General features: G+C 62.4%; 11 protein-coding genes and 1 tRNA gene. 5 read left to right on the top strand and 7 right to left on the bottom strand.

Features of this window, described 5'->3' with window-relative positions; all coding sequences use genetic code 11:
- Positions 1-16 precede the first annotated feature (16 nt).
- From NKI95_RS12920 to NKI95_RS12905, 4 genes are all read right to left on the bottom strand, one after another.
- Positions 17-547: a DUF2231 domain-containing protein gene (locus NKI95_RS12920; RefSeq protein ID WP_352717362.1), complete on the bottom strand. Its 531-nt coding sequence runs from the start codon at positions 545-547 to the stop codon at positions 17-19.
- Between the two features lie 153 nt (positions 548-700).
- Positions 701-1,696, bottom strand: coding sequence for an ABC transporter permease (locus NKI95_RS12915; RefSeq protein ID WP_352490501.1), 996 nt, complete (start codon positions 1,694-1,696; stop codon positions 701-703).
- A 23-nt stretch (positions 1,697-1,719) separates the two neighbouring features.
- Complete coding sequence (locus NKI95_RS12910; protein ID WP_352717152.1) at positions 1,720-3,264, bottom strand: sugar ABC transporter ATP-binding protein; 1,545 nt, start codon at positions 3,262-3,264, stop codon at positions 1,720-1,722.
- Positions 3,265-3,376: 112 nt separating this feature from the next.
- The gene (locus tag NKI95_RS12905) at positions 3,377-4,339 is read right to left on the bottom strand and encodes a sugar-binding protein (protein WP_352717150.1); all 963 of its coding nucleotides are present in this window, start codon (positions 4,337-4,339) and stop codon (positions 3,377-3,379) included.
- Between the two features lie 532 nt (positions 4,340-4,871).
- Between NKI95_RS12905 and NKI95_RS12900 the strand changes: the two genes are divergently transcribed.
- Together NKI95_RS12900 and NKI95_RS12895 are read left to right on the top strand one after the other, a co-directional pair.
- The gene (locus NKI95_RS12900) at positions 4,872-5,894 is read left to right on the top strand and encodes a LacI family DNA-binding transcriptional regulator (RefSeq protein WP_352717360.1); all 1,023 of its coding nucleotides are present in this window, start codon (positions 4,872-4,874) and stop codon (positions 5,892-5,894) included.
- Between the two features lie 77 nt (positions 5,895-5,971).
- Positions 5,972-7,114, top strand: coding sequence for an alpha-hydroxy acid oxidase (locus NKI95_RS12895; protein WP_352717149.1), 1,143 nt, complete (start codon positions 5,972-5,974; stop codon positions 7,112-7,114).
- Positions 7,115-7,160: 46 nt separating this feature from the next.
- On the opposite strand, the gene NKI95_RS12890 is transcribed toward NKI95_RS12895, so the two are convergent.
- From NKI95_RS12890 to NKI95_RS12880, 3 genes are all read right to left on the bottom strand, one after another.
- Positions 7,161-7,475: an antibiotic biosynthesis monooxygenase family protein gene (locus NKI95_RS12890; protein WP_352717147.1), complete on the bottom strand. Its 315-nt coding sequence runs from the start codon at positions 7,473-7,475 to the stop codon at positions 7,161-7,163.
- Between the two features lie 677 nt (positions 7,476-8,152).
- Positions 8,153-8,229, bottom strand: a tRNA-Arg gene (locus NKI95_RS12885).
- A gap of 245 nt (positions 8,230-8,474) precedes the next feature.
- The gene (locus tag NKI95_RS12880; RefSeq protein ID WP_352717145.1) at positions 8,475-9,962 is read right to left on the bottom strand and encodes an ATP-binding protein; all 1,488 of its coding nucleotides are present in this window, start codon (positions 9,960-9,962) and stop codon (positions 8,475-8,477) included.
- 335 nt (positions 9,963-10,297) lie between these two features.
- On the opposite strand from NKI95_RS12880, the gene rpmH reads away from it, so the two are divergent.
- From rpmH to yidC, 3 genes are read left to right on the top strand one after another with little or no spacing between them, the layout of a single operon-like run.
- A complete protein-coding gene (gene rpmH, locus NKI95_RS12875) occupies positions 10,298-10,432 on the top strand; it encodes a 50S ribosomal protein L34 (RefSeq protein ID WP_008833937.1) in 135 nt (44 codons plus the stop codon).
- Between the two features lie 23 nt (positions 10,433-10,455).
- Complete coding sequence (gene rnpA / locus NKI95_RS12870) at positions 10,456-10,809, top strand: ribonuclease P protein component (protein ID WP_352539960.1); 354 nt, start codon at positions 10,456-10,458, stop codon at positions 10,807-10,809.
- 13 nt (positions 10,810-10,822) lie between these two features.
- Positions 10,823-12,646 (top strand): membrane protein insertase YidC, encoded by a 1,824-nt coding sequence (gene yidC, locus NKI95_RS12865; RefSeq protein WP_352717144.1) that lies wholly within the window; start codon positions 10,823-10,825, stop codon positions 12,644-12,646.
- Positions 12,647-12,760: the final 114 nt, after the last annotated feature.

The raw sequence follows: 12,760 nt of genomic DNA, 5'->3' as shown, positions 1-12,760 counted from the left end.
TTTCGGGATTATGGCCTCATGCGGCGTGCCGGTCCCGACCAGTGTGACGAGTATCGGTGGCAGTGGTTGTCGAAGGCTTCGCTGGCACATCCGCTGGTGTATCCAGAACTGCAACGTGATGGCGATACACCATTTCCCAGCCCTTCCAGCCGGTGAACAGCAGTATGCAGACCACTATGAACGACAACAGCACACCCCATGGCCGGACCGCGGCTTCGGCGCCTTGGGCATATCGAAGATAGAAATTGATCAGTGCCACAACAACCGCGGTCAGATTGCCCAGCATGTGGTACCAGGCGTCGGACAAGGCGCGAATGCGCGGCTCGTTGAGGAAGTCGATAAAACCGGCTGTCGCAGCGAGAAGGGCCATTACGATGGCTGCCCCGATCAGCCACATCGATGCCCGTGCCCAGAAGGCATCGGCAGTTCCCCAGAAAACCAGGTCGGAGACAAAGGCGCCGACAAGAAACGCGACAGGAAAAGGTATCAGCATCGGGTGGAGAGGGTGAGTTCCTACCTTTGCGGTACTTACTGGATTCGTGGGCATGGGACGCCTCCGCGTAGCAAAGCTTAAATAAACGCTCAGATACGGGTTTCGTTCCAAATAGAGACCGACCTGAACTGCTGTCGCGAAGCTCAGGCTGACCTTTTCACGCCACCTGCCGTGGCAGTCGGCGTATTTCATCCAGCTATTTTTGCGTCATTCCGCGGCAGCACCCGCCACGCCCTTGCGTGTGGCTTCCAGCATCCGCCGCCGCGCCCTGAACACGCCCCATTGCTGGTCGACCAGCACGCCGATGAGGATCACCCCGCCCATGACGGCGAAGTTGAGCGAGGACGGGATGCCGAGCAGGTTGACGAGGTTCTGCAACTCCTGCAGCAGCACCGTGCCGAGGAGGACGCCGATCAGCGAGCCTTCGCCGCCGCGCAGCGAGAAGCCGCCGAGCACCGCTGCCGCGATGGCGTAGAGCTCATAGAACTGACCGTGGCTCGCCGGCGAGATCGAGCGTGTGTACATGGCGAAATAGATAGCCGACAGCGCCGTCAGCACGCCGCAGATGACATAGGCGGCCATGACGATGCGGCCGGTACGGATGCCGGAATATTTCGCCGCTTCCTCGTTCTTGCCGATGGCATAGAGATAGCGCCCGAACACCGACCGGTGCAGCACCACCCACATGACGACGGCGATGACGATCAGCGCGATGAAACTGTTCGGCACGCCCCAGGACCGCCCCGCCGTCAGGAACTCGAGTTCCGGGAAGTTCTGTCCGAAGGCAAAGCCGGCGGTGCCGTCGGCGGTGTAGAAGCGCGCCACGCCGCGATAGATCAACAGGCCGCAGAGGGTGACGACAAACGGCTGCAACTTCAGCCGGGTGATCAGCCAGCCATGCATCAGGCCGATGATGGCGCCGAGCGCGATGATCAGCACGAAGGCCAGCGGCCACTCCATCTCCCGCACGGCGATGAAATCGATGAACAGCGTACCGAGTAGCGCAACCACCGAGCCGACTGACAATTCGATGCCGCCGGTGATGATGACGAAGGCCTGGCCGATCGACAGGATGCCGAACAGCCCGATCAGGTTCGAGGTGTTGGCGAGATTGATCGGCAGCAGGAAGCGCGGGTTGATGATCGCCACCACCGCGCCGACCACCAGGATCAGGATCAGCAGGCCGAGATCTTTCTTGCTCATCGTCTTCTCCCAATGCCTGCGAACTACTTCGGCTGCTTGCCGACCGCCAGCAGCAGCACGTTTTCCTGGCTGAACCGGTCCTTGTCGAGAATGCCGGAGATCTGGCCTTCATGCATGACGGCGATGCGGTCGGACACGCCGATCACCTCCTCCATGTCGCTTGAGATCATCAGCACGGCGACGCCGGCATCGGCCAGCGCCCGCATCAGTCCGTAGATCTCGGCCTTGGCGCCGATATCGATACCGCGCGTCGGCTCGTCGAGGATCATCACCTTCGGCTTCATCGCCAGCCATTTGGCCAGCACGACCTTTTGCTGGTTGCCGCCCGACAGCGTGCCGGTACGCGTCTGGACGGAGGGCGCCCTGATGCCGAGATCGGTCTTCTGCTTCTCGGCGGTGGCGGCCTCGGCGCTGGCCGAGACCAGCGAGCGCCGCGAATGCATTGGCAGATTGGGCAGCGAGATGTTCTGGGCAATCGACAGGTCGAGGAGGATGCCGGTCAGCTTGCGATCCTCGGGGACGAGGAAAATACCGTTGGCCACTGCATCCGCGGCCGAACCAAGAACCAGATCTTTTCCGTCAAGCTGGAACGAACCGCCAAAGCTCCTGTCGATGCCGAACAGGACGCGCGCCAGTTCCGTCCGGCCGGAGCCGACGAGGCCGGCCAGGCCAAGGATCTCGCCATGCCTGACATCGAGGTCGACGGGCCGATCAGGATAGGCGGCGGTGCGAATGGCCTTGACCGACAGCGCGACTGAGCCCGGCGGGCGCGCCGATTCTGCGGCCTTCTCGCGCTCCTTCAGCATGCGGCCGATCATCAGCTTGACCATCTGGTCGTGATTGATGGCGCTCTTCGGCAAGGTTCCGGCGAGCATTCCGTCCCTGAGGACGACGACGCGGTCGGCGACGCGCTCGACCTCGTGAAGGCGGTGCGAGATGAAAATGACACTGATGCCGTCTGCCTTCAGCGCCTTGATGACGCCGAGGAGCTTGTCTGTTTCGGCGATCGGCAGGCTGGACGTCGGTTCGTCGAGGATAACCAGTCTTGCCTCGATCGACAGCGCCTTGGCGATCTCGACCATTTGCTGCTGCGCCAGCGACAGCGCCGACACCGGCGTATCGGCCGAGAAATTGGCGCCCACGCGTTTGAGCAGCGGCGCCGCCTGCGCTCGCAGCCTGGCGCGGTCGACGAGCTTGAGCGGCCCGGCGCGCAGCGGTTCTCGGCCGAAGAAGATATTGGCGGCCACGTCGAGGTTTTCGAACAGGTTGAGTTCCTGGTGGACGAAAGCGATGCCCGAGCCGATGCTGGCCTCGACGGTCAGCCCGTCATGGGCGACGCCATCGACGGTGATGGTGCCGGTATCCGGCCTGGTGACGCCACCGAGGATCTTCATCAGCGTCGATTTGCCGGCGCCGTTTTCGCCGACCAGGCCGATGACCTCGCCGGGCCTTACGTCCATCGAGAATCCGTCTAGCGCGACGACGCCGGGATAGGTCTTGCGCACACCGTCGAGGCTCAGGAACGGAGCGTCCGTGGATGCAACGATGGATGGGTCGGAATAATTCATCACGCCTGACAGCAGCCGGTGAGCCGTTTGGCCTCAGACTGACGAGCCTCGCGAGGCACGTCAATAGAACGCCGGCTCAAGGCGAACCTTGAGCCGGCGCAACCTAATTCGCTCAGTTTCCAGACATCGCCTTGAGGCTGGCGGCGTAGGCGTCGACATCGTCCTTGCCGATGATCTTGGTCGGGATGATGATCAGTCCATCGGCCGGGACGCCCGACTTGTCGCCCTTGAGATAGGCGGCCATCAGCTTCATGCCCTGATAGGCCCACTCGAAGGGCTGCTGCACCACGGTGGCGGCAACGGTGCCTTCCTTGACGCCACCCAGCGTGATCGGATCGTCATCGAAGCCGACGACGGTGATCTGGCCAAGCTTGCCGGCATCGCGCAGCGCCTCATAGATGCGCGGCGTGTTGTAGGAATAGAAGCCGACCATGCAGGTGACGTCGGGGCTGGCCACCAGCGCGTCCTCGACATTCTTCTTGGCGCGGGCCTGATCGATGTCATCGCCGCGCACGTCGACCAGCTCGATCTTGGTACCGGCGAGGCCGTCCTTCATGCCCTGGATACGTTCCTTGGCGTTGTCGGCGCCGAGCAGGCCAACGAAGCCGAGGCACTTGCCGCCGTCAGGCATTGCCTTCTTGGCGATCTCTGCCGCCTGCTTGCCGGCATCGACATTGGACGAGCCGATATAGGCGACACGCTTGGTCTGCGGTGCGTCGCTGTCGGTGGTGAACAACGCCGTTTCCGAGGCGATCTTGTTCAGCCCGTCGGTCGACGTCTTGGGATCGACGGCCGAGACCATGATCGCCTTCACGCCGGCCGTCACCAGATCGTCCATCAGGCGCTGCTGGATGGCGACCGAGGACTGCTCCGGATATTTGAGTTCCAGATTGTAATTGGGCAGTTCGCCTTGAGCCTTCTTGACGCCGGCTTCGGCCGCCTTCCAGAAATCGGAAGCGCCGTTGACGACGAAGGCCAGTGTCGGCTTGTCGTCGGCCCGCGCAATTGCGCTGGCGGACAGGCCGAGCAGCAGGGCCGCAGCGGCGACGGACGCATTTCGTATCGCAGATTTCATATTCAACCTCCCATTTGACTCAATAATTTTCGCTGATGGTGAACTTGCCGGCGCGGCTTGGACGCCCTCCTCCTCAAGGGTTTCCGGCAGCGAAGAACGACGCCATTCCAGCCGCGATCGTCGACTTTAGAGACTCATTCGCCGTTCGTAAATAGTCCGATTTGTCTGACATTTCCCGGAGCGGCAGGCAAGCTTCGGCTGACGGGAACCAGGCTGGCTTGCGTTCCGAACATGGGCGGTCCGATGTCGTCCGGCATGATGGATTGACGTTATAGGGATGCCAGATATTAGTAAAGAGTATTAGTTTGGTCGGGATTCTCGCCACAAAGGAGAGAGGCCTCCCCAGTCGCTACCGTTTCGGATCGGGGACTAAATCGGCCTAAGAGGGTCGATTATATCTATTAGTATCGCTTCGCCCTATAAATGCGAGATTCGAGGGACCAATGACATGAACGAACCACTGCGTGATCCCGTCGTTGAGGGTACCAGGCGGCGCAAGCTGTCCGGGAAAAACCCCAAGGGCCGCGTTACCATGACCGACATCGCCAGGGCCGCAGGCTGTTCGCAGGCGACGGTTTCGTTCGTACTCAACAACACGCCGGGCATCAGGCTGTCGCAGCAAACCCGAGAGCGGGTGATCGAGACCGCGCGAACGCTGGGCTATTCGCCGCCGGTGTTTTCTGCCTTGCGAGCCCCGGTTGCCGCATTCGACGGGCTGGATGGCGTGATCGGCTTCGCCGTCGACCAGTTGGCGACCAGCCCGGAGGCGGTCGTCGCCATTGAAGGGGCGCGGCAAGCCTCGTGGAACGCCGGCAATGTGCTGCTGGTGGCGCAGACCATGGGCGACGAGGTGATGGAGCCCCGCGCCATCGCGGCGCTGACCAAGCGGGGCATTTCGGCGCTGATCTACATGACCATCTTCACCCGCGAGATCGTCGCGCCGGATTATCTCTACGGCCTCGACATTCCGGTCATCCTGCTTAACTGCTACACCGCCGACTATGCCTTCCCCGCCGTGGTGCCGAGCGAGATCGCCGGCGGGCAGAGCTCGACCCGGCACCTGATCAGCTATGGCCATCGCCGTATCGCCACCATCACCGGCGAGCCCTGGATGCAGGCGGCTCAGGACCGGCTGAAGGGCTACCGCCGGGCGCTGGCGACAGCCGACATCCCGTTCGACCCGGCGCTGGTCGTCGAAGGCGATTGGTCGGCGAGCGCCGGCTATGCCGCGACCGTCAAGCTCTTGGCGCTGAAGGACCGGCCGACCGCCATCTTCTGCCAGAACGATCGCACCGCGATCGGCTGCTACGAGGCGCTGAAGGAGGCCGGCCTGCACATCCCCCAGGATATTTCGGTGGTCGGTTATGACGACGAGGAGATCGCGCGGCATCTGTTCCCGCCGCTGACGACGTCGATCCTGCCGCATATGGCGATGGGGCAATGGGCGATCGAGCAGCTGGAAGTCCCCGCCCCACCCGGTCGCGGCCGCTATCCCATCACGAAGCTCGAATGTCCGCTGGTGGAGCGGGAGTCGGTTGGCGCTGTGGCGGGCTGACGCGAGGCGGCGGGATAGCTGGCGAGCCGCAATGGCACTGGCTTGACAGCGCGCCCGGCATAGGCCCGATTGAATCCATGAGATTGCAAAGCTGCTATAATTTTCAGGACTTTCGCCGGCTGGCAAAACAGCGCCTGCCAGGCCCGATCTTCAACTATATCGATGGCGGCGCGGACGACGAGACGACGCTGCGGCGCAACACGGCGGCGTTCGAGGACTGCGATCTCGTCCCCAACGTCCTTGCCGGCGTCGGACAGGTCGACATGTCGGTCACCGTCATGGGCCAGAAGCTGGCGATGCCGGTCTATTGTTCGCCGACGGCTCTCCAGCGGCTGTTTCACCATAGCGGCGAGCGCGCCGTCGCCGCGGCGGCGGAGAAGTTCGGCACGATGTTCGGCGTCTCGTCGCTTGGCACAGTCAGCCTGGAGGAAGTCCGCAAGCACAGGACGCCGCAGGTCTATCAGTTCTATTTCCATAAGGATCGCGGCCTGAACCGCGCCATGATGGAGCGCGCCAAGGCGTCCGGCGTCGAGGTGATGATGCTGACCGTCGACAGCGTCACCGGCGGAAACCGCGAGCGTGACCTGCGGACCGGCTTTTCAATCCCCTTTCGGCTTACGCTCGGCGGGATGATGCAGTTCGCGATCAAGCCGAGATGGGCTATCGACTATTTGACGCACGAAAAGTTCAGCCTGCCGCAGTTGGACGGCCATATCGATCTCGGTGGCGGAGCGCTTTCCATCAGCCGCTATTTCACCGAGATCCTCGATCCATCGCTGGATTGGAAGGACGTCGAAGACATGGTCCGCTTCTGGAACGGCCAGTTTTGCCTGAAGGGGATCATGAGCGTCGCCGATGCCAGAAAGGCCGTCGACATCGGCTGCACCGGCATCGTTCTGTCAAATCATGGCGGCAGGCAGCTGGACGGCTCGCGCAGTCCCTTCGACCAGCTGTCGGAGATCGTCGACGCGGTGGGCGACAAGATAGACGTGATCATCGACAGCGGCGTCCAGCGCGGCACGCATGTGCTGAAAGCCCTGTCGTTGGGTGCCAAGGCCGTCGGTGTCGGGCGCTACTATCTCTTCCCGCTGGCAGCCGCCGGACAGGCCGGCGTCGAACGGGCACTCGGCCTGATGCGAACCGAGATCGAACGCGACATGCGGCTGATGGGATGCAGGTCGGTGGCAGAGCTTTCCAGGGGGAATGTGCGGTTTAGGTGAGGCAGCCGGGAAGTGGCGCACGGCATAAGCTTTTCGAAGTGCGAACCTATACCGACCTGCCGCTGCTCCTGCCGTCCGTTTCGAAGACGGCCTCGCCGGAAACAGCATCCGTATATCCGCCCTCAAGCCGCTGCAACGCATGCCGGAACCGATCAAGATTGCCTAGCATTTTGGGCCTGGCATCGACCATGTGCTGGAAAGTGTCCCACTCTCCAATCGAGAAGAAGGCGCCGTCTCCCGATTTGATGAGAGCCATTTTTCGCAATCCCTCGAAATTGCGCGGAGCGCTGCTGAACAGTTCGACGAATTCGTCTTCACTACCCGGCTTGACCTGGAAGCGGACGCTGTTGAATGCCGTCATGTACGTTCCCCCGTGAAAGACCTGAAGAAGCTCGAATATGCGAAAGCCCTAAGGCACTCAAACCCTTCGAACACGTGTACAGGAAAATCGGAAGGTTGGCTTCAGTCACCTCCGGCCGAATGCCCCGTTTCTGGCGCTATTTTGCCAGGAAGAGGACGACGCTCGATCTCAATCGGTACGCCCTTGCGACCGGCAATGAAACGCGCTGTTAACGCCGTTCGCGGGTGACAGGATGTTGGCCGCAGTTCGAAGGTATAATCTGCGTCTCGCTGTCAGTTGCGGAGGCGAAAATGAACTTGCTTCGGATTGCGCTCTTGTGCACGGCCATGATCGACCTTGGAATGCCGGCCGTTCGCGCTGAGGATCGGCCTGTGCCGCCGAACAATAAAGCCGCAACAGCGCAGCCGCCCGTTCATTGTGAAGGCCAAAATTGTCTCCCGCCGGCGAACGATCCCGTGCAGGAATGCACCGGCCAGAATTGCACGCCAGCTCCGCCGACTGAACCGGGTCCGGAGATTAAGCAGGCCGACTGAGCAGCATCGGCTGACGATCCCCTTTTTGGCAGGGATGGCGCTCAGCCCTCGCGACCTTCCGGCTACCGGTCACGGTCATAGTCGGACGGCTATGAGCTCACCGCGCCCGAGAGGCCCCATGAGGCGGGCCGTGCATTGGATTGATGGCGCGCCCGAAGAGATTCGAACTCCTGACCCCCAGATTCGTAGTCTGGTGCTCTATCCAGCTGAGCTACGGGCGCGCAACAGGCCATGCTTTGCATAGCCCCGCAATCCGATCCTGGCGACCGGCCGCGAATGTGAGCTGTTCCCTAGCGACTGAATTTGCGAAAAGCAAGCCGATCCTGGCCAAAAGTTTTGCCGCCACGTTTTGCCGTCACGCGCCCGCCGGCGAAGGCGAGCTCACGCCACACGGCGGCCGAGCCGATGGCTCGTAGTCTCGGACCAACCATTTGCGAATTGAAACGGCCCGTAACGAAACGGTTCGTTACGCCGGGCGGCGCAGACCGTTGCGGGCCTGGTCGAGCCGGACCGGCTGGTCGGGAATGGTGACCGCGAATGTGGTGCGGCCGCCGATGCTTTCGACCAGCTCCACCGTGCCGCCATGGGCGCGGATCAATTCATGGGCGATCGCCAGGCCAAGGCCGGTGCCGCCGCTGCGGGCCGAGCCGCGAAATGCCGCGAACAGGTTTTCGCGCGCTTTTGGCGGCAGGCCGGGGCCGGTGTCGGTGACGACGATGCGGCTGACGCTGCCGATGCGCTCGGCCGATATGGTCAGGCGGCGCACCACGGCGCTCTCGGTGTCCGCCGCCATCGCCTGCACGGCGTTTCGGCTAAGATTGGTGAGCACGCGGAACAGCTGGTCGGAATCGGCGTCGACCTCGAGCACCGGATCGATGGCGTTGACGAATTCGATGCCGCATTCGATGTCGAGCAGGCCTTGGACGTCTTCGACCAGCTGGCGCAGCCGCAGCCTGCGGCGCGACGGCGGCGGCTCCTGGGTGCGGCCATAGGCAAGCACGCCCTCCGAATAGGACACGGCGCGGTCGAGCGCGCGCAGCAGTTTTGGCGCGAAGGCCTGCACAGTCGGGTCCTTGACCTGGCGCAGGCGGTCCGACATCAGCTGCGCCGAGGCAAGGATGTTGCGCATGTCGTGGTTGATCTTCGACACGGCCAGGCCGAGATCGGCCAGGTGCTTCTGCTCGGTCAGCATCTTTTGCAGCCGCTCCTGCATCTGCGACAGCTCGCGTTCGGCGACGCCGATCTCGTCGCCCCGCGCGGCGGGGTGAATGATGCGGCCGGGGTCGTCGGGCGCCTCGGAAAAGGACAGCATCGAACGTGTCATCGTCCTGATCGGGCCGATCATGATCAGGTCTATCGCGGCGTAGACCAGCATGGCGGTGAACAGCGAGATCAGCAGCGAGACGAAGGCGACGTTGCGCGAATAGATCAGCATGGCATTGCGCAGGCGGTGGTCGGGCATGATCAGCTCGAATTCCTTGTCGCTGTCGCCGACCGGCCCGAAGACGCGCAGCATCCGCTTGCCGCCGAAAAACAGCGTGTCCAGCGCGCCGGTCATGCCCTTGATCATGCCGACATTGGCGATATCGATATGATCGTCGACCTGCGGCGGCATTTCGGCCACGACCAGAAGCCGCGAGACGCCGCCGTCGCGCACCGCGATCGCCTTGGCGCCGATCGCCATCAGCACGTCGTTCTGGGCGGCACGCGACAGCGAGGCAGGTTCGCCCTGCACCAGGACGATTGAAACCGCGGCGGCCGTGCTCAGCCTTTCCTTCAGCCAGCTCAGCCTGTAGCTGGCGATCCAGGGCACGAAGATGAGGATTTCGGCCAAGAGCACGAAGACGATGGTGAGCAGCAGCAACTTGGTCGACAGGCCGCGCGCCAGCGGCACCCTGCGGGTGGCCGCCTTCGCCTGGGCGATGCTCTCGTCGGTTGCTGGGACTTCACTCATGCTCGTCGTCACGGCTGCCTGTCATCACGGCTGCTTGTCTTAAGGACTGCTCGTCTTCACGATCGCTTGATCGGGTGAGATTAGGCGATTGCGGCTTTTTTGCCAAATTCATCCTTTGGTCGAAGCCGGACAAAGGGCCGCAAGACTTCCCTGCCAGCCCGGCAACACCGGCCCGACGCGCTGGATTGACTTCCAAAACCCTTCTTTCTATAAGCCCGCTCACGCTCGGGCCATTCGTCCCGGCGCGGTTTCGATCGCGCCAAAACCGGCCCGGCAAAGCTCCTGTTACAAAGTGACAGAATCAAGAAGGGCCGCACCCCGCGGTATTTAAACAAATGAAGCGTACTTACCAGCCGTCCAAACTCGTCCGCAAACGCAGGCACGGTTTCCGCGCCCGCATGGCCACCAAAGGTGGCCGCGGCGTCGTCGCAGCCCGCCGCAACCGCGGCCGCAAGCGTCTCAGCGCCTGAGCACCAAGCGAGAGACAAGATCGTTGCCCGCAACCGGCAAGCCAACGGGTGCCCATCCCAAGCGGCTTCTGAAGCGCGCGGAATTCCTGGCCGTCCGCCGTGGTGAGAAGCGCCGCGGGCGGCTTTTCCTCGTCGAGGTTCTGGGCCGCGGCGACAGCGAAGCGCCGCGCGTCGGCTATACCGTCACCAGGAAGGTCGGCAACGCCGTCGTTCGCAACCGCATCCGGCGGCGGCTGAGAGAGGCCGTGCGCACGCATGCCGCGGATGACATGGCGCCAGGCAATGATTATGTCATCGTCGGGCGCGAAGACGTGCTTACCACTCCGTTCGGCCAGTTGAAGGCCGAACTCTCCCGCAGATTGCGTGGAACACGATAGGCCAAGGGCTTCGATGGAAAACAACCGCAACTTCTTCATCACCATCGCACTGTCGGTGCTGATCCTGGCGCTTTGGCAATATTTCTATGTGATGCCGCGCAGCGAGATGCAGCGCGAAGCCGCCCGCATCGAAGAGCAGCGCGTGGCGGAGCAGAAGAAGGCCGCCCAAGGCACCAGCCCGGGCGCCAGCGAAACACCGGTGCAGCCGGGCGCCATTCCGAACGCGCCTGGCGGCGACGCGGTGACGCCGGCCGGCCGCGACCAGGCGATTGCCTCGACCAGCCGCGTCAAGATCGACACGCCGAGCCTCGAAGGCTCGATCAACCTCACCGGCGCGCGCCTCGACGACCTCCGGCTCAAGCACTACAGGGAGACGGTCGACAAGACCTCGCCCGAGATCGCGTTGCTCAACCCGGCGTCTCTGCCGAACGGCTATTTCGCCGAGATCGGCTTTTCCGGCACGCCGAATGTCGGCACGCTGCCCGGCCCCGACACCGTCTGGCAGACCGACGGCAAGGCGACGCTGACACCGGCGACGCCGGTCACGCTGACCTTCACCAACGACAAGGGCCTGACCTTCAAGCGCACCTTCTCCGTCGACAGCCAATATATGTTCACCGTGTCCGACACGGTTCAGAACGGCGGCTCGGCGCCGGCGACGTTGTCGAACTATGGCCGCGTTACGCGTTTCGACAAGCCGGCTATCGCCAGCACCTATGTGCTGCACGAGGGCCTGATCGGCGTTACCGGAAGCGAGGGCCTGCAGGAATACAAATACTCCAGCGTCGAATCTGACAAGGAATACAAGCCAGGCAAGTCGACCGACGGCTGGCTGGGCATCACCGATAAGTATTGGGCGGTGACCCTCGTGCCGCCTAGCGGCCGCGAATTTCAGCCCAAATTCTCTTATTTCGAGTTCAAAAGCGGGCCCCATCCGCACAGCTACCAGTCCGATTTCCTGTCCGATCCTGTCACGGTCGCTCCCGGGCAATCGACGACCGTGGAGTCGGAGATATTCGCCGGCGCCAAGGAAGTTTCGACGATCAACGCTTATGAAAAGGACCGTCATATTCGCCAGTTCGATCTTCTGATCGACTGGGGCTGGTTCTATTTCATCACCAAGCCGATGTTCTGGCTGATCGACACGCTTTACAAATTCTTCGGCAATTTCGGTCTGGCGATCCTCGCCACCACCGTCATCGTCAAGGCGCTGTTCTTCCCGCTCGCCAACAAGTCCTATGCGTCGATGGCGAACATGAAGAAGGTGCAGCCCAAGATGCTCGAGATCCGCGAGAAATACGCGGACGACAAGATGAAGCAGCAGCAGGCGATGATGGAGCTCTACAAGACCGAGAAGATCAATCCGCTCGCCGGCTGCTGGCCGGTGGCGTTGCAGATCCCGGTGTTCTTCTCGCTCTACAAGGTGCTCTACATCACCATCGAGATGCGGCACGCGCCGTTCTTCGGCTGGATCCAGGATCTGGCGGCGCCGGACCCGACATCGATCTTCAACCTCTTCGGGCTGATCCCGGTCACCTTGCCGCACATGCTGATGATCGGCGTCTGGCCGCTGATCATGGGCGTGACGATGTTCCTGCAGATGCGCATGAACCCGACGCCGCCGGACCCGACGCAGGCTGCGATCTTCACCTGGATGCCCGTGATCTTCACCTTCATGATGGCGGGTTTTCCGGCCGGCCTCGTCATCTACTGGGCCTGGAACAACACGCTGTCGATCCTCCAGCAGGGCGTGATCATGAAGCGGCAAGGCGCCAAGATCGAATTGTGGGATAATCTGGTCGCGCTGTTCCGCAAGAAACCGTCGCCGGCGGAATAGCCGGCGCTCCGATGATGCGAAACCCAAAAGCCCCGGTTCGTCCGGGGCTTTTTGCACAAGTTGCCGGCCTGGATTAAGCGATTGGTACTGCCGGACGGATCGCGCTATTTTGAC

Source organism: Mesorhizobium sp. M0306 (genome assembly GCF_040321655.1).
Lineage (GTDB): Bacteria > Pseudomonadota > Alphaproteobacteria > Rhizobiales > Rhizobiaceae > Mesorhizobium.
Note: the sequence above shows the minus strand (reverse complement) of the source record. Positions and strands in the feature narration are given on the sequence as shown.

Excerpts from the sequence above, each read along its gene's own strand:
- NKI95_RS12920 (WP_352717362.1), bottom strand. The coding sequence starts at position 547 with ATGCCCACGAATCCAGTAAGTACCGCAAAGGTAGGAACTCACCCTCTC.
- NKI95_RS12915 (WP_352490501.1), bottom strand. The coding sequence starts at position 1,696 with ATGAGCAAGAAAGATCTCGGCCTGCTGATCCTGATCCTGGTGGTCGGC.
- NKI95_RS12910 (WP_352717152.1), bottom strand. The coding sequence starts at position 3,264 with ATGAATTATTCCGACCCATCCATCGTTGCATCCACGGACGCTCCGTTC.
- NKI95_RS12905 (WP_352717150.1), bottom strand. The coding sequence starts at position 4,339 with ATGAAATCTGCGATACGAAATGCGTCCGTCGCCGCTGCGGCCCTGCTG.
- NKI95_RS12900 (WP_352717360.1), top strand. The coding sequence starts at position 4,872 with ATGACCGACATCGCCAGGGCCGCAGGCTGTTCGCAGGCGACGGTTTCG.
- NKI95_RS12895 (WP_352717149.1), top strand. The coding sequence starts at position 5,972 with ATGAGATTGCAAAGCTGCTATAATTTTCAGGACTTTCGCCGGCTGGCA.
- NKI95_RS12890 (WP_352717147.1), bottom strand. The coding sequence starts at position 7,475 with ATGACGGCATTCAACAGCGTCCGCTTCCAGGTCAAGCCGGGTAGTGAA.
- NKI95_RS12880 (WP_352717145.1), bottom strand. The coding sequence starts at position 9,962 with ATGAGTGAAGTCCCAGCAACCGACGAGAGCATCGCCCAGGCGAAGGCG.
- rpmH (WP_008833937.1), top strand. The coding sequence starts at position 10,298 with ATGAAGCGTACTTACCAGCCGTCCAAACTCGTCCGCAAACGCAGGCAC.
- yidC (WP_352717144.1), top strand. The coding sequence starts at position 10,823 with ATGGAAAACAACCGCAACTTCTTCATCACCATCGCACTGTCGGTGCTG.